The sequence below is a fragment of the Caldibacillus thermoamylovorans genome (genome assembly GCF_000751775.1).
GTDB lineage: Bacteria > Bacillota > Bacilli > Bacillales > Caldibacillaceae > Caldifermentibacillus > Caldifermentibacillus hisashii.
The window spans coordinates 1-16,488 of the sequence record NZ_CCRF01000064.1 but is presented as its reverse complement, the minus strand read 5'-3'; the positions used below and the strand labels follow the sequence as shown (position 1 = coordinate 16,488).

The following is a 16,488-nucleotide window of genomic DNA, read 5'->3' as shown; positions in this document are numbered from 1 at the left end:
GATATGAATGAGAGTACGTGTGCGGCATGGTGATTCATTTTGGTTATATAGCCGGTTGTTTCATATTCCAATTCAATTAATTGAAGATTCCAACCGGCATATTGCATCCAATTTTTTAGATGTTGGGATGGAAGTAGAAATACCGGGATTTATGGAAGAGACATATATAATCCAACCGGGTGACACGTTTTTTCAATTGGCAAAAATGAGTAAAATGCCTGTCGAGGCGCTCTTATTATTAAATCCCGGTGTTTATCCCGATCATCTTGCTTTAGGACAATCGGTAAAATTGCCAAAAAGAGTGACCGAACCTGTCATCAATGATATTCAAACCTATGATTTTACCCATTTACAACGTGATATTGAAACATTGCTTTGTCTATATCCGTTTCTCAAGGTAAATACCATCGGTGAAAGTGTACTTGGAAATCCCATTTATGAGTTGGAAATAGGAAGAGGAAAACGAAATATTCATGTAAACGCTTCTTTTCATGCTAATGAATGGATTACGACCCCTGTGTTAATGAAATTGGTGAATACATTTTTCCTTGCATTAACAAATGAAAACATGCTTAATGGTATACATGCACTGCCGCTTTATCATAAAAATACGTTGTCAATTGTCCCGATGGTAAATCCGGATGGCGTGAATCTTGTTCTTCAAGGTCCGCCGGCTGAAAAAAAAGAAGAAATTCTTGCATTAAATTCCGGTTCCCCTGATTTTTCCGGGTGGAAGGCGAATATTCGGGGGGTTGATTTGAATAATCAATTTCCGGCCAATTGGGAAATAGAAAAAGAACGTAAAGAACCGAAAAGTCCGGCGCCAAGGGACTATCCGGGTGAAATTCCACTTTCCGAACCGGAAGCGGTGGCTATGGCTCGGCTTGTTGAAAAAAAACAATTTTCACGTGTTTTAGCTTTCCATACCCAGGGCAGGGAATTTTACTGGGGATATGAAGGTGTAGAACCTGTCGAATCAGAGCGATTGGCAAGAGAATATGAAAAAGTAAGCGGTTATAAATCCGTTCGTTATATTGACAGCCATGCAGGTTTTCGAGATTGGTTTGTCCATGCTTATCAAAAGCCGGGTTTTACGTTCGAACTTGGGTTAGGTGTTAATCCTCTGCCGGTTTCACAGTTTCCGCAAATATACGAAGAAATGTTGAATGTATTTTTAGTGACATTAAACAGTTGAACAATAGTGCTGTTGCCGCATTCCCCTTTTTTTGTCATCTTTTTTTAAAAAAATTTTAATAAAAATGAAACATTTCGCTTTTTCATACGTCTTATAAAGGGAAACTTCAATAGTGGGGGCAATATCCTGAAAAACGTGCGCATTATTTATTGAGAAGGTGAAATCTGATGGGGAAATGGCTGTCTGTTCTTATCTTTTTTGTCCTGTTACTTTCCGGCTGTGAAACAGAAGAATTAAATAAACCATCACCGTCCAAACTTGATTCAGAAAAATCGGCCGCAAATCAAACAGTAAATGGCAAGGGACTAAATTCACAATCAATTGTCCCATTAAAAGTGAAGGAAGCGGATTTTCAATTTATCATTGATTGGGAGACAGACGAAACACTGTTATTTGTCGAGAGAAAAAATAGCCGGTCAATTGTTTCGGCATATGACTTACTATCCGGAGTTAAAAAAGAAGTCTATGTTAGTGATGAACCGATTGTTTCTGCACAATTGAGCCCGTCCAGAGAATATCTTCTGATTCATTCAGCCTCAACGGCCTATAAAGCACTTCTGACTGTCATCCGGCTTCCCGGTCAACAAATCGTGTTTCAAGAAGAAATTGAGTCAAAAGAAGTTCATTATGAGTGGAATGGGTATGATGAAACGAAAATACTTGTCAGTGCTTTTTATGAAGATTGGTCATTTCGTTCCTATTTAATCGACATAGAAAAGCGTTCCCTTCAAGAGATGAACCTTTCCCAACCGTTTGCGGTCTGGCTTAAGCAATCAAGATTTCTATATTTGGATTGGGGCAATGATGAACCGAGGATTACCGCGCCCCTAACCATTTATGAAAATGGCAATGAAAAACATGTAAAAAACGAAGAAAAATTTTACTATATTGATGGGTGGAAAAATTTCCTATTGGCCATTGCCCCGAGTGATAAAGATCCATCGAAAGCGATATTTCTTTTTTATGATCATGAGCTTCAACCGCTGTATTCTTTTGAAATCCCGCATTTAACCGATTTTTCCGGGTGGGTTATCCCAACCTATGATTTGGCCGGTAAGAATTTTTTTATTATTGAACCGAAGAAAAGCGGGGAGGCGGATCTTTATAATGACGGATTCCGGCTGGTCAAACGGAATATTAAGAGTGGCAAAGAAGAAGTCATTCTTAAGTCTGTTGAAAGTGCACCACTGCTATGTTCACCAAAAGGAAAAAGCTGTTTAACAGGAAACTTATATGAACATATTATTTTTATAAATGAGAAAAAAATGGCTTCCGTTATTGAATTTGAATAAAGAAAACTCGGACCCATGTCCGAGTTTTCTTTACCGTTTTTTAATCTTTTTGAATCCGATTTTCACCATATAAGGGAAGATTCCGAACCATTTATAGACGAACGGTTCCTTTTGCATCTTTTTTTCTAGTTTCCGTTTATTTCTTTCCTCTTTCGGTGTTTCAAAATGGGTGACAACCGTTTTGGTCAAAAAACGAATATAGTCATCTGATTTCATTCCACCCTCATCCTTGTCCATTTCTCTTTTACTATTAGGTTATCCAAATAATGAAGTCTATAAACAGGGATGCAAAAAACCCATTGTCCGGTGGATTGATTCATTTTGGATCATTAAGGTTCCCATCTTCACGTAATTCCGTGTCTTGGTCTTGCTCAGCCGGTTCTGGTTCCGGGGCAACTTCCTCCGTTTTTTTATCTAACATCAAATCCATAAACAATTCTCCTTCATCATCCGTGTAACATTCGAAGGAAACCAATAGCCCGTTTTCCTTTTCTTCTTTTACCCGATACAAAACATAGCCGACATCGTATTCCAATTTGCCGGAATTGGAAAAATTCTCGCTCTCATATGCCTTTTCGACATCTTGATAGGCCATTAACAATAATGTTTCCAACTCATAAGTGATATGAAAATTATCAAAAACTTGTTTTTCAACAACATATTTTGTCGTCGAGTGAAGCAATATCGTAGAAAAAAGAAAAAACAAAAACAAGGTAAAAGGGAGGATGAAACCATTTTTATTTATTATTAGTGATCGGAATTTCCCGCGGCAAATAAATTTCTTCTTCATAAATTTTACCGTTTTCGTGTGTAACGATGAATTTAATCCCATGTGGTATTTGCTCATAGTCAAATCTCCTGATACGAAATAAGATTAATTGGTGCCCCATCCCGTCGACTCGCCTCCTAATTCGATTTCCATACCGTTCATATAGCGTATTGGTTCCATCTTTCCAAAATAAAATTCTATTGTAGCTTACGGTCAAAAAGATTTCATCACTTTGCCGAATTTCCCGTTTTGCTTGATTCATAAACATTTCCCATTGCATTTGATCCGCTATCTCACTTGAATAAGTATGATAACGTAACAACGGGACCATATTCGTCAAATAGACAATAATTAAAGAAAATATGGCCAAACTAAGCAACATTTCTACCAAAGTATAACCTTTTTCATTGTTTATTGATTGTTCGGCATACATGTTTCTCCTCGTTTTCCATGCTTTTATAATAAACACAAATTTCTTTCATCCCCTCCATGTTTTCTTGAACAACTGTATAATAGGCCGGATACCCCTCCTGTTCGATTAATGGTTCAATCGGTTGGTCATAAATCACTTTTTGAACCTGTCTCGATAAAATTTGATTTCCCATATGTTCAATAAGGATTTCCTTCCTCGCTAAAGTTAAGTGTAAAAAGGAGGGAATAACCGTTGATAAGATTACAAGCCAAACGAAAAAGGCAAGTAAGATCTCAAGATAGATTGATCCCTCATTTTGTTTATCAAGAACTTTCTTCAAAAATTTCAAAACGGCCACTCCCGATACTGATAAAGATTTGATATTTCTTCCCGTTCACTTGAACCCAAATATTACCAAACCGGTTAATATTTCCGTCCCCGACAAAACGAAAATTTGCCAGATGCCCGTGGGAAATGACAACATCATCCGGTACTTGTCTTTGCAGATAAACATTTCCCCGGTGGTCAGTAATTTTATAAATCTTTTTATTGCTATCATATTGATAGTAGACAGCCCTTCTTCTGCTCAATGCCAGACTTTGTGCGTAAAACAAATCCTCTTCGTACTGCTGCAAAAAATATTTTTCATTAATGGTATTTTGAACACTGTGAAATAAGGGGGGCAGACTCATTAGCATAGTGACGATGATGAAAAGGATTAATAATACTTCAATAAGTGTAAAGCCTGCCTGATTCGATTGCCTGTTTAGCAACGATGTCTTTATCCGATTGATCTTCCCTTCACTCTTTGATAACTGCGTCACCATTAGAGATAACAATCTTCCTTCCATCCGGACATACCGGTTCTTCTTTTAAATAACCGTTTTTCAAGTCATCAATAGAAGCGGGTAATTTATTATGATCTATTTGATAGGCTTGGATTTCTGCCTGAACCATATTTTCTAATCCTTCACAGCCTTTATTGCTGATATTTTTCTGGTGTTTTGTCACGTTTGGAATGGTTATAAGCAGTAAAATAGTGATGACGAACAGAACGATCATCATCTCGATTAACGTAAATGCAGATTCTTTTTTCAACATGAAAATCTCTCCTTCATCCAAAATTTTTAAATATAATTGATTAGTTGGAATGACGGTAACATGATTGAAAAATACATCAAGATAATCCAAATAGCGATAAACCCAAAGATAAGCGGCTGAATGATTTTAATAATTTTCTCCAACTTTTCAAAAAAGGCCTCTAAACAATATTGACTGTAGGCTTCCAACTCCACTTCCAGCTTGCTGATTAATTGACCATGTTGGATTACTGTAACCAACTCTTTCTTCCAAAACGGGATCTTTTGCACCGCCGCTGAAAAACTATCTCCGTTGAGTAATCCATCATTAATTTTTTCAATCGCTTCTTTTAAATAAGGCTTTTTCGGGTCGTCCTTGATAAAATGTAAAGATTGAAACAAGGACAAACCCGATTGCAATAATTGACTTGTATGATAAGCGATATAATAGGTGTTCCACAGCTGAACCAAATTCCCTAAGATCGGGAACTTTCCAAATGCAGTCTGAATTTCAAAGCTTGTTTTCCGCATACGATAACTATATTGGGCAATTATCATGATAGAGAACAACAATAATAAAACGGTACCTATCATTAACGGATGTTCACGAATCCAAAACAAAGACTTTAACAAAACATTCGGCTCTGCTTGAAAAGAGTGATATAATTGGATAAATTGCGGCAACAGCTGCCAACTGATTACAAAAAACATCCCTCCTGTTAAAATGAGCAGGAAAATAGGGTAAGTCAATAAAGTTTGAATTTTCTTTTTCCGCCTTTCCCGCTCTGAAAGGATCAAACCCGCTGTTTGTAATGACTTTGACAGATTCCCGTTTTGTTCTCCATAAAACACGAAACTAACAGCAGTGGAATGGAATTGTAATTGCTCCAAAACTTTAAAAAACTTTTCACCATTTTTCAGTTTTTCTATGCTTTCCAACAGTTCATCTTGTTTATCCTTTTTTAACTGTATTTGAATAAAGCCGATCGCATCGCTAATGGAATATCCTTCGTCCAATAACATGCCAAGTCTTTTTAAAAGCAAAATTTGTTCTTCAATTTTCCAGCGACTTTGTCTCAATATCATGCACCCATCTTTCATACTCACTTTTCTTGATAAATCCGAGAGCAATACCTTTTGCAATCAATTGGCCCAAAGTCGGATAGCGCGCCGAAAATGCTTCACCCTTCATTTCCAACAGTGCTTCCTTTAATGCACGACCGTACAAAATTTCATAAACGGCAGTACGCTTATTTTTATTCTGGTTGCAATAGACAGGACATTCTTCTTCTAAACAGTAAGGACAAATTAATTCGACTAATCTTTGGGCCGTCACTGCTACCAAAGTTTGTTCAATTTCATGCCAATTAACACCAAATTCGATTAACCGGTACAATGCACCTTTTGAATCTTTCGTATGCATCGTTGTCAATACTAAATGACCGGTTAATGCTGCTCGAATGGCAATATGCGCTGTCTCACTATCACGAATTTCGCCGACCATAATAATATCGGGATCATGTCTTAAAATCGCTTTTAAACCGGTATTATACGTAATGCCGGCTTTTTCATTTACTTGAACTTGAAGTAAATCTTCACTATTTTTTTCAACAGGATCTTCCAAGGTGATGACATTCCTGCCAAGAGATTTTGTCGAATGTTGGAGAAGAGAATATAAAGTTGTTGTTTTGCCCGATCCGGTTGGTCCTGTAAATATGATTAAACCGTGGGAAAACTTTAACATGGCTAACAGTAGTCTCAGTGATTTTGGGAATAAGGATAATTGTTGAAATGGGATGTATGATTCCTGTGGTAATATACGGATGACCAAACTTTCAGCGAATATGGAAGGCAAAGTGGATAATCGAAGTCCGACAGATAGCCCCCCGATATCTATTTGAAAAGAACCGTTCTGGGGTTTTCTTTTTTCGCCGATATCCATTGCTGCCTGAAACTTCATATATGAAATTAATCTTTCCGTTTCCTCAAGTTCGATTGTCATTATGGGGATGAGTTTATGAGACAATCGAAATAGAACGGAAGCATGTTTTGATTTGGGGATGATATGAATATCTGTTGCATGTAAAGAAAGGGCGTGCTCCAAAATTTCCCTTGCCCGTGTTTCAATCGAGTTCGGCAAAGTTTAAATCACCTTCCTTTCTTTTTCAGTAAATGTAATTCGACATAAAAGACAAAATTCCTTCTTTTTTTATAAAAAATTTTTTTGTTTTACATATTTATTAATATTTATATGTGAAATTTTGAACATTTTCCGACAATCCTCCCTATAGACTAATATTGCTACGTTTTCTATATTATAATGATAAAAAAGCCCTAAGAGGTGATAACTTTGCAACAAACATTGAAAATTACAAATGTTTTATCGGACCCCACAAGGTATTCCATTTATGAGTACATCACGAAAAATCATAAAAATGTAACCGTTCAAGAAATTGCTGACAAATTTAGTATCCATCCGAACGTAGCAAGATTACACTTGTCCAAATTAGAAGATGTAAACATGCTGAAATCGGAAAATAGAAAAACAGGAAAAGGCGGCAGACCAAGCCGGATTTACCAATTATCCGATGATGTGATTGAACTGAATTTTCCTTTCCGAGATTATCACTTACTTGCAAAAATTGCCATTGAATCAATGGTCCAACTTGGAGAAATTGCTGAACCGGCCCTTTATGAAACCGGCAGACGTTTTGGTTACGAATTAATGGAAAACCAAATTACGAAATATGGATTGACCAGTGATCAGTTAACGTTTGACCAAAAGGTGGAAATATTTAAATCCACATGTACGATGTTAGGTTTTTATCCGGATTTATATATTCAAGAGGGCCAGAAAAAACTTCATTTACAAGTGTTTAATTGCCCATTCCGTGAAATAGCAAAAGAGCATAAATCAACGACATGTAATATGCATATTGCGTTTATCAAGGGACTTCTTGAATCTTTATTTGATGACTTCGAACTTGTGGCTACACAAAATATGTTCGAAGGTTGCGATGCTTGTGCATATCGGATAAATATTCCAAATTAATGCTGAAAGTGTTTACAACCGTAATCACTATTATTATAATAGAAATAAATTGAAACTTCTATCAATATCTCGATAGAAGTTTTATTTTTCATGTCATTCCATGATAAAATAAATTGAAACACAAGGGGAGGGATCTGGATGGATCGTATGTATCGGGTATTATCATTTTGGACCGGCATTTTCACGGTCATGTTTTATGTCGGGGGCATGAATGTTTTAGCATTATTATTTTTAGCACAAACCGGTTTTTTCCTGTTATTGGGGTATTTGCGATTATCTGAAAGGATGTATATGTATATATTTGGTGCGTATTTAACCATATTTTTTGTCGGTTTTACATATTATACCACCTTCCATTTTGTTCCAGGTACAGGCCATTAACAGCTCAGGTAATCTTTTTATGCATACCAATCGGCTGATCAATTAAATATTTCCAAACAGGAGGATTTATATGGGTACAGTAATTATTACAGGTTTGGTTACATTACTTGCTATTTTTGCTGTTTTTTCCTCGTTTAAAAGCAAAAATTATTTAGGATTGTTTTTTTCTGTGGCAACTGTTCTTGTTTTTGGCTTTTTTACATTGATGACCCTCATATTTGACGGGTTTCCTGAGGCTTAAAAGACATTTATGAAAAGGCTTCATGAATGTGGGATTGCTTTTTTAGCCCCCATTTCATGAAGCCTTTCTCTTTTTAGCTAAAGGAGGAAGGGGCTGTCCTAAAAGTACAACTTCTAAAATTTTAGTGTAAAAGAATAGGGTTCGGTTTTTCGTTTCGGTGACGGACGCTTTCCGCGGGCACGGCCTCAGCCGCTTCGTCGCTCGTTTTCTCGCTCCTGCAGGGTCTTCGGCTCGTGCTGTTCCCGCAGGAGTCGCCGCCACCTTCACTTCAATAACTTATACACATTGGCTTAATTTTTGACTTTTTGGACAACCCCTTTTCTAACGCATAAGTGCACTAGAGAGACTTCGGTAGCATTACCTCGCAAGCGAAAATTTTTTTCGCTGAACTACGGCTCTTTAGTTGTCTAAAGGCTCGGACGCCCGAGTTTTCTTCATACATGATGAAGAAACTTCCTGCTAATGGAAGTTTATTGTTTAGTTTCAAGGGGCTCGCAACTAGCAAGCTTCTTTAAACGAGTTCCTTGTTCTTTTCTAATTAAGCCAGCAAGCATGACTTAGTTAAATAAAATAATCCGCCATTGATGATGGAAATTTCAATTTTCGGTTCATACTGATTTTTTAATGCTTCTTTTTCAATATAATACCTTTCCGGCTTTTCCTCTATGTCAACGTAAAAGGAATCTAATAACGATTCATCTGCTTGCCAGCGTTTCCTCGCACTGGTTGCCCAAGAATGATCATCTTTCATTATGTCCTTTTCAATATATTGTCTGATTCGCCTTATTCCGCTTTCCGGTTTAAACATTGGGGTGAAGGTAAAAGCAAAGTCCGGAATTTTTGTAGCCAAGGAAATTTCCTTCTCAACCAGTTCATCATGAAAGCCTTCCAGCAGCGTCCCATTTATTAAATTCATTCCGATCGAACGCAACATATCTTTCCTCCGATCACAAAGATAACTGATTTTCAAATTTAAACAAAACCAAGGTACCAATGCGGTATGATTTTTTTCAGTTCCCGGTCTATTTTCAAATAAACGAATATAACTGCCCATTTGTTTCGAAACATGAAAGATTTGATGCAAACGAGGTGAACCGAAATGAATGAGTTCGCCTTTCAAATCTTTTGCTCTGTGAAAGTCGGTTATAAAAGTAAGTTTTTGCGGATTCGGTGTTCCTCCTGTTTTTTCAATATAATGCCAATAAAAAGGGCGATTCATCAGTAATTTATCCATATCAACCGTCAATTGAACGGTTAAGTGGGTATGATCGAGCGATTCGATTTGACAATTGGTTGTCGAGAAAAATTGTTTAAGATAAGAATGAATTTTCTGCTGCTTCATGATATTCATCCTCCTTAAACTTCTCGGCAAACTCGATCATGGCGGTTAAATTGTCCATTTTAATTTTCATCTCTCCTTCTGATTCCGACTGACCAAAAATATCAACCAGATGATCCTCTAGGCGACCGAAATCAAGCTTGGTCAAAATTTCATCCAATTCACCAATGACGCGTTCAAACAGATGAATCTTCTCATATAACAATTTCAAAATATGTTCTTCAACGGTTCCCTTTGTAGCAAAATTATAAACCATGACATCCTTTTCCTGCCCGAGTCTGTGTACCCGTCCAATTCTCTGTTCAAGGCGCATCGGATTCCAAGGTAAATCAAAATTAATGATATGGTTGCAAAACTGAAGATTGATTCCTTCTCCACCGGCTTCCGTTGCAATAAATACTTGCGCATGGTTTTGAAACAATTCCTTCATCCAGTCTTTTTTCCCCCGCTTAAAACCGCCGCGAAACGGAACGGATGAGATCCCGTGCTGTTTTAAAAACCACTGAAGATATAGTTGCGTTGCCCGATATTCAGTGAAGATAATCACTTTGTCGTTAATGGAATGAATTAACTCCAACGCTTTTTCTGCTTTTGAATTCACTTGGATTTTCTGGATTTTTTCCATTATTGACTGAATAAATTGTTTGAAAGAAGCGACGGGGTCCTCGTTTTTTTCTATCATATTTTTTACCGTGGTAAAAACAGCTTCTTTACTGCTGCATGCTTCCCGTTGGAGAGTCAAAATGGAAAAGGCATTGGCCAACAGACTGTCAAATTGATTTCGTTGACTTGTGATATGATCATATAATTCCCGTTCTTCTTCTGTAAAATCGATTAATATCGTTTTGACATGCCGTTTTGTCCACTCGATTTTTGTATCTTGTCTCCTGTTTCGAATCATTACTTTATTAATCAATTTTTTCAATTGTTCGTCGCTATATTTATCTTTGTTATTTTTATAGGTTTCTAAAAAGTCATCATATGTTCCTAAATGTCCGGGCTTCAATAATGAAACAAGATTAAAGATTTCCTCGATTTTATTTTGGATCGGGGTGGCGGTCAAAAGTAAACAAAACTTCTTTTTTAAACCTTGGACAAACTCATAGTTTTTTGTTTTATGGTTTTTCAGTTTATGGGCTTCGTCGATAATGACAAAATCATAGTTTTGTTCTAATATCTTTTCTCGATGAGGACTTTTTTTGGCCGTATCAAGGGAGGAGACCATGACGTCCACCGTTTCCCAACTGTAATTTTTTCGATAAGCGATTGCGGGAATATGGAATTTGCTGTTTAATTCGAATACCCATTGCGAGACAAGGGAAGCAGGTACAAGAATTAAGATTTTTTTAGCCAAACCGCGAATCATATATTCTTTTAAAATTAACCCGGCTTCAATTGTTTTTCCGAGACCAACCTCGTCTGCCAAGATTGCTTTTCCGTTCATTTGCTCGATGACTTGACTGGCAGCCTCAATTTGGTGAGGTAACGGTTTTAACTCCGGTAAAAATTTAGGGGCCATCAAACCGTAAAAGTCGGGAATCAGTAAATGCTTCTCAGCTTCTAATGCCAAGTTATATAAGTGCCAATTCGCCCATGGTCCATCGTCTTTGAGTTTCATGAAAAATCCTTCTTGCCATGTAGAGTCAAAATGTACTTCAACATCCATAAAAACACTCCTTTTCCGACGATGAAATGGTGGAAAAATGTAAAAAACAATGATACGATGAAGTTGGAATTTTGTTAAAGAAATTTAGTAACGGATTGTAAGTGTAGTATATCCCTGTTGGCGAAAATTATGAAAAATTTGGGATGTCAATCCATGTACAACAAAAGGAGGGAGCTGGATGGAAGAGCTGAAGCGGACACCACTGTATGATATGTACCGACAAATGGGGGCAAAGTTGATTGACTTTGGCGGTTGGGCTTTACCTGTGCAGTTTTCGAGTATTAAAGCCGAACATGAGGCGGTCCGGATGCGTGCAGGACTGTTCGATGTTTCACATATGGGTGAGATTGAAGTCAAAGGACCGGATGCGTTTTCCTTTTTACAAACGATGCTGACGAATGATCTTGCTAAATTGAAACCGGGTAAAGCCCAGTATACGTTCTTATGCAATGAAGCCGGGGGAACAGTAGATGATTTATTAGTTTATCAGTTTCATGATGACTCTTATCTATTAGTTGTAAATGCAGCCAATACGGAAAAAGATTTTCAATGGTTATCGACGCACAGAACGGGACAAGTAAACGTGACAAATGTTTCTGCCAATTATGCACAGTTGGCTTTACAAGGTCCTTTAGCTGAAAATGTGCTGCAGAAACTTAGCAATGACGATCTTTCCACTATTCCTGTTTTTGGGTTTAAACAATACATAAAAATAAACGGGGCAACAGCACTCGTATCCAGAACCGGATATACGGGAGAGGATGGTTTTGAGATTTATTGTCACCCGTCCGATGCCCGGCGGTTATGGCAGGAGATTTTGGCAGCCGGAAAAAATGAAGGAGTTTTACCGTGCGGCCTGGGAGCCAGAGACACATTGCGTTTTGAAGCTTGCCTGCCATTGTACGGGCAAGAGCTATCTTCCACCATTTCACCGGTTGAAGCGGGATTAACGTTTGCCGTAAAGACGGAGAAGAAAGAAGATTTTATCGGGAAGGCAGTGCTAAAAAAACAAATAGAAAATGGTGCCACTAGGAAATTAATCGGGATAGAAATGATTGACAGAGGGATTCCGAGAACCGGCTATAAAGTCTTTCAAGATGGAGAAGAAATTGGGGTAATTACAACCGGTACACAATCTCCCACACTAAAGAAAAATATCGGTCTTGCCCTTGTCAAAAGCAATAAAGTGGATATAGATACGGAGCTATTTGTGGAAATACGTAATAAACAAATATTAGGGAAAGTGATTCCGACACCTTTTTATAAAAGAAAAAAGATTGGTCAATCATGATTGAAGCATAAGAGAGGGGGATTTTTCATGGCTTTTCGATATTTACCGATGACAGAACAAGATAAAGCGGACATGCTTGCAAAAATTGGGGTAGAAACGGTAGACGAGCTTTTTTCAGATATACCGGAAAACGTAAGGTATCAGGGTCGCTTACGTTTAAAAGAAGCAAAATCCGAACCGGCACTTTATAAAGAATTATCTGATTTGGCTGCCAAAAATGTAAATGTAAAAAATTTCACAAGTTTTTTGGGAGCGGGTGTATATGATCATTATATTCCGTCCATCGTCGATCATGTCATTTCACGCTCAGAATTTTACACTGCTTATACGCCGTATCAACCGGAAATTTCCCAAGGTGAGCTTCAGGCAATTTTTGAGTTTCAAACAATGATTTGTGAATTGACCGGCATGGATGTGGCCAATTCTTCCATGTATGATGGCGGTACGGCTCTGGCGGAAGCGGCCATGCTTGCAACCGGACAAACAAAAAGGAGAACGATTCTCATATCGGAAGCGATCCACCCGGAATATAAAGAGGTAGTAAAAACCTATGCAAAAGGGCAAAAATTACAAGTAGAGGAAGTACCGTTAAACAATGGAGTTACCGATATAGAGTCATTAAAAAATCAGTTAACCGATGATGTCGCATGTGTTCTTGTGCAATATCCGAACTTTTTTGGCCGCATCGAGAGCTTACGTGAAATTGAACCGGTTGTGCATGGAAATCATTCATTATTTATTGTCTCCGCAAATCCGGTTGCTCTCGGAATTTTGACACCGCCCGGAAAATTTGGAGCCGATATCGTAACCGGTGATGCCCAACCTTTTGGGATACCCCAGTCTTTTGGTGGTCCTCATTGTGGATTCTTTGCTGTATCGAAAAAGTTCATGCGGAAAATCCCCGGCCGATTAGTCGGGCAGACAACCGATGAAAATGGCAACCGCGGCTTTGTTTTAACACTGCAGGCACGGGAGCAACATATCCGTAGAGAAAAGGCGACCTCCAATATTTGTTCTAACCAAGCGTTAAACGCATTGGCTGCAAGTGTGACGATGACGGCGCTGGGAAAAAAGGGTATTCGGGAAATGGCAATAGGTAATATACAAAAAGCAAATTATGCTAAAAATGTGTTTAAACAAAATGGTTTTGAGATTGTCTATGATGGTCCGTCCTTCAATGAATTTGTTGTTAAACTTGATAAACCGGTAGAAGGGCTCACGTCTTATTTATTACAAAGCGGAGTAATTGGCGGGTATGATTTAGGAAAAGTGGATCCTAAATATGCCGGTCAGATGCTTGTTTGTGTTACCGAAATTCGCACGAAAGAGGAAATTGACACATTCGTTGAGAAAGTGAGGGCGTATCATCATGGTTAAGGACAATTTTCCGTTAATTTTTGAAATTAGTAAGCCGGGAAGAATTGGTTATTCATTACCGGAAATAGATGTTCCAGAAACGGATATTGATCGTTTGCTGCCGGAAGATTATATTCGAACGGAAGAACCTGAACTTCCTGAGGTTTCGGAACTTGACATTATCCGTCATTATACCGCTCTTTCAAAAAGAAACCACGGGGTCGATTCCGGTTTTTATCCGCTTGGTTCATGTACGATGAAGTATAATCCAAAAATCAATGAAGATGTGGCAAGACTTCCCGGATTTGCTCATATACATCCGCTTCAAGATGAAAGTTCAGTCCAAGGTGCTCTTGAACTTATGTATGATTTAATGGAACATTTGAAAGAAATAACCGGTATGGATGAAGTGACATTGCAACCGGCTGCAGGAGCTCATGGCGAATGGACAGGGTTAATGCTCATTCGTGCGTACCATGAAGCAAACGGTGATTTCCATAAAACAAAAGTGATCATCCCGGATTCTGCTCACGGAACGAATCCGGCTTCGGCCACAGTCGCCGGATTTGAAACAATAACAGTTAAGTCCAATGAGTTTGGTCTTGTCGATATCGACGATTTGAAGCGTGTCGTTGGTTCGGATACGGCGGCGCTCATGTTGACGAACCCGAATACACTGGGTCTGTTTGAAGAAAATATTGTGGAAATGGCAGAGATTGTCCATGCAGTCGGCGGGAAATTATACTATGATGGGGCAAATTTAAATGCAATCATGGGGAAAGCACGTCCCGGAGATATGGGCTTCGATGTCGTGCATTTGAATCTTCATAAAACATTTACCGGTCCTCATGGCGGCGGTGGCCCGGGGAGTGGTCCTGTCGGTGTGAAAAAAGAGTTAATTCCATTTTTACCGAAACCGGTACTGGTGAAGAAGAATAATGAATTTTTCTTTGATTATGACCGTCCGCAATCTATCGGCCGGGTAAAACCATTTTACGGCAATTTCGGAATTAATGTCCGGGCTTACACATATATTCGAACGATGGGGCCTGATGGATTAAGGCAAGTGACGGAAAATGCAGTGATTAATGCGAATTATATGATGCGCTCGTTAGCCCCGTATTATGATTTACCTTATGATCGCCATTGCAAGCATGAATTTGTCATCAGCGGCAGGCGGCAGAAAAAATTAGGTGTTCGTACACTCGATATTGCGAAGAGGTTACTTGATTTCGGTTTTCACCCACCGACCATCTATTTCCCGTTGAATGTGGAAGAGAGTATGATGATTGAACCGACAGAAACGGAATCGAAGGAAACGTTGGACGCCTTTATCGAGACAATGATTCAAATCGCCAAGGAAGCGGAAGAAAATCCGGAAATTGTCCAAGAGGCTCCGCATACAACGGTTGTAGGAAGGCTTGACGAAACAAAAGCGGCAAGAAAACCGATTTTAAAATATGTGAGAGAATAAAGATAACAAAGTAGTAGATGCTAAAATGTAAGCCATCGATTTATAATATGTAAAGGTTCAAGGATGATTTTGTCACAGTCTTCATTCGATAACATGATTACCGTCCTGATACAATTCTATTTTAAGAATGTATCAGGACTTTTTTAAGTTCATATATAACTTTGCAGTAGATAATGGGAATCATAGAGTATTCCTACCATGGAGACAACATTTTTCATCCTCTGTGGTGTATCTTGGCACTACATGGGGGACTATGGGACACTTCCGCTAATTACTCTAATGGATTTGTGCCATAAAGTCGTTATTGTTCCAATTTCGGCCGTTTTTTTCCATTCATCTGAATAACGAAAACCGAAACACACGGAAATCTCAAAAAATTGGTCCTCATCAAGGCTACATAGATCAATCCAACTTGACTACGGTACCTTATTACGTAAAAAACCGGACAAAAAACTTGTCCGATTGTACTTACCTATTTTCCAACCTTAATCCTGCCTGTCCATTTCTTAAATCCGCCCTTTAATTGATAGAGTTGTTTATAACCTTTTTTATAAAGCATTTGAGCAGCTCTTCCACTGCGGCTCGACCCTTGGCAATATAAATAGACTGGTTTATCTGGACGGATTTCTTTCATCCGCATTTTCAATTGTGTTAACGGAATATTTCTTGCACCTAAAATGTGACCGGATTCAAATTCATTCGGCTCACGTACATCAATTAATTGAGCTTTTCGATATCCTTCGATAAACTCTTCTTGGGTTAAGACTTTTATAATTCTTTTCCGCTGAAAATAATTGAATAGCGAATAGCTGAGTAGTGCAAATAAAATAATAATCAAAACAATATTACTATAACTCATGATGGTTCCCCTTTCACTTACTCAAACTTGTGCACTAATTTATATTATATAAATGAAATGCCGTGAACGCAAAGTAAATTAT

At 38.2% G+C, this 16,488-nt stretch carries 19 protein-coding genes; 8 read left to right on the top strand and 11 right to left on the bottom strand.

The window, feature by feature from the left end:
• Positions 1–7: 7 nt before the first annotated feature.
• The gene (locus BT1A1_RS10770) at positions 8–1,195 is read left to right on the top strand and encodes a M14 family metallopeptidase (RefSeq protein ID WP_034771029.1); all 1,188 of its coding nucleotides are present in this window, start codon (positions 8–10) and stop codon (positions 1,193–1,195) included.
• A gap of 167 nt (positions 1,196–1,362) precedes the next feature.
• A complete protein-coding gene (locus BT1A1_RS10765; protein ID WP_034771027.1) occupies positions 1,363–2,487 on the top strand; it encodes a YqgU-like beta propeller domain-containing protein in 1,125 nt (374 codons plus the stop codon).
• A gap of 30 nt (positions 2,488–2,517) precedes the next feature.
• Here BT1A1_RS10765 and BT1A1_RS10760 read toward each other — a convergent pair whose 3' ends face one another.
• From BT1A1_RS10760 to comGA, 8 genes are all read right to left on the bottom strand, one after another.
• Positions 2,518–2,703 (bottom strand): YqzE family protein, encoded by a 186-nt coding sequence (locus BT1A1_RS10760; RefSeq protein ID WP_034771024.1) that lies wholly within the window; start codon positions 2,701–2,703, stop codon positions 2,518–2,520.
• A 100-nt stretch (positions 2,704–2,803) separates the two neighbouring features.
• Positions 2,804–3,277 (bottom strand): competence type IV pilus minor pilin ComGG, encoded by a 474-nt coding sequence (gene comGG, locus BT1A1_RS10755; protein ID WP_176458882.1) that lies wholly within the window; start codon positions 3,275–3,277, stop codon positions 2,804–2,806.
• On the bottom strand, positions 3,225–3,689 hold the full coding sequence (comGF, locus tag BT1A1_RS10750; RefSeq protein ID WP_034771017.1) for a competence type IV pilus minor pilin ComGF: 465 nt from the start codon (positions 3,687–3,689) through the stop codon (positions 3,225–3,227). The genes comGG and comGF overlap by 53 nt, the downstream gene beginning before the upstream one ends.
• The gene (locus tag BT1A1_RS10745) at positions 3,661–4,017 is read right to left on the bottom strand and encodes a hypothetical protein (RefSeq protein ID WP_034771015.1); all 357 of its coding nucleotides are present in this window, start codon (positions 4,015–4,017) and stop codon (positions 3,661–3,663) included. The genes comGF and BT1A1_RS10745 overlap by 29 nt, the downstream gene beginning before the upstream one ends.
• Positions 3,992–4,495, bottom strand: a complete 504-nt coding sequence (gene comGD, locus BT1A1_RS10740) for a competence type IV pilus minor pilin ComGD (RefSeq protein WP_034771013.1) — start codon at positions 4,493–4,495, stop codon at positions 3,992–3,994. Before comGD ends, BT1A1_RS10745 begins: the two co-directional genes overlap by 26 nt.
• Entirely contained in the window at positions 4,470–4,769 is a 300-nt protein-coding gene (comGC, locus tag BT1A1_RS10735; RefSeq protein WP_034771010.1) for a competence type IV pilus major pilin ComGC, read from the bottom strand. The genes comGD and comGC overlap by 26 nt, the downstream gene beginning before the upstream one ends.
• A gap of 26 nt (positions 4,770–4,795) precedes the next feature.
• The gene (comGB, locus tag BT1A1_RS10730) at positions 4,796–5,827 is read right to left on the bottom strand and encodes a competence type IV pilus assembly protein ComGB (protein ID WP_034771008.1); all 1,032 of its coding nucleotides are present in this window, start codon (positions 5,825–5,827) and stop codon (positions 4,796–4,798) included.
• Complete coding sequence (comGA, locus tag BT1A1_RS10725) at positions 5,802–6,887, bottom strand: competence type IV pilus ATPase ComGA (RefSeq protein WP_034771006.1); 1,086 nt, start codon at positions 6,885–6,887, stop codon at positions 5,802–5,804. The genes comGB and comGA overlap by 26 nt, the downstream gene beginning before the upstream one ends.
• 210 nt (positions 6,888–7,097) lie before the next feature.
• Between comGA and BT1A1_RS10720 the strand changes: the two genes are divergently transcribed.
• The 3 genes from BT1A1_RS10720 to BT1A1_RS17945 all read left to right on the top strand — a co-directional run bounded on the left by BT1A1_RS10720 (position 7,098) and on the right by BT1A1_RS17945 (position 8,421).
• Complete coding sequence (locus BT1A1_RS10720) at positions 7,098–7,799, top strand: helix-turn-helix transcriptional regulator (protein WP_034771004.1); 702 nt, start codon at positions 7,098–7,100, stop codon at positions 7,797–7,799.
• Between the two features lie 138 nt (positions 7,800–7,937).
• The gene (locus tag BT1A1_RS10715) at positions 7,938–8,180 is read left to right on the top strand and encodes a DUF2626 domain-containing protein (RefSeq protein ID WP_034771001.1); all 243 of its coding nucleotides are present in this window, start codon (positions 7,938–7,940) and stop codon (positions 8,178–8,180) included.
• Positions 8,181–8,250: 70 nt separating this feature from the next.
• A complete protein-coding gene (locus BT1A1_RS17945; RefSeq protein ID WP_034770998.1) occupies positions 8,251–8,421 on the top strand; it encodes a DUF2759 domain-containing protein in 171 nt (56 codons plus the stop codon).
• Between the two features lie 538 nt (positions 8,422–8,959).
• On the opposite strand, the gene BT1A1_RS10705 is transcribed toward BT1A1_RS17945, so the two are convergent.
• Positions 8,960–9,763, bottom strand: a complete 804-nt coding sequence (locus BT1A1_RS10705; protein ID WP_034770996.1) for a YqhG family protein — start codon at positions 9,761–9,763, stop codon at positions 8,960–8,962.
• On the bottom strand, positions 9,732–11,426 hold the full coding sequence (locus tag BT1A1_RS10700; RefSeq protein ID WP_034770994.1) for a DEAD/DEAH box helicase: 1,695 nt from the start codon (positions 11,424–11,426) through the stop codon (positions 9,732–9,734). Before BT1A1_RS10700 ends, BT1A1_RS10705 begins: the two co-directional genes overlap by 32 nt.
• A 178-nt stretch (positions 11,427–11,604) precedes the next feature.
• Between BT1A1_RS10700 and gcvT the strand changes: the two genes are divergently transcribed.
• From gcvT to gcvPB, 3 genes are read left to right on the top strand one after another with little or no spacing between them, the layout of a single operon-like run.
• Positions 11,605–12,717, top strand: a complete 1,113-nt coding sequence (gcvT, locus tag BT1A1_RS10695) for a glycine cleavage system aminomethyltransferase GcvT (RefSeq protein WP_034770991.1) — start codon at positions 11,605–11,607, stop codon at positions 12,715–12,717.
• A gap of 27 nt (positions 12,718–12,744) precedes the next feature.
• Positions 12,745–14,094 (top strand): aminomethyl-transferring glycine dehydrogenase subunit GcvPA, encoded by a 1,350-nt coding sequence (gene gcvPA, locus BT1A1_RS10690; RefSeq protein WP_034770989.1) that lies wholly within the window; start codon positions 12,745–12,747, stop codon positions 14,092–14,094.
• Positions 14,087–15,547: an aminomethyl-transferring glycine dehydrogenase subunit GcvPB gene (gene gcvPB / locus BT1A1_RS10685; RefSeq protein ID WP_034770986.1), complete on the top strand. Its 1,461-nt coding sequence runs from the start codon at positions 14,087–14,089 to the stop codon at positions 15,545–15,547. Before gcvPA ends, gcvPB begins: the two co-directional genes overlap by 8 nt.
• Positions 15,548–16,019: 472 nt before the next feature.
• Here the strand turns inward: gcvPB and BT1A1_RS10680 are convergent, their stop codons facing one another.
• Positions 16,020–16,406: a rhodanese-like domain-containing protein gene (locus BT1A1_RS10680; RefSeq protein ID WP_034770983.1), complete on the bottom strand. Its 387-nt coding sequence runs from the start codon at positions 16,404–16,406 to the stop codon at positions 16,020–16,022.
• Positions 16,407–16,488 lie beyond the last annotated feature (82 nt).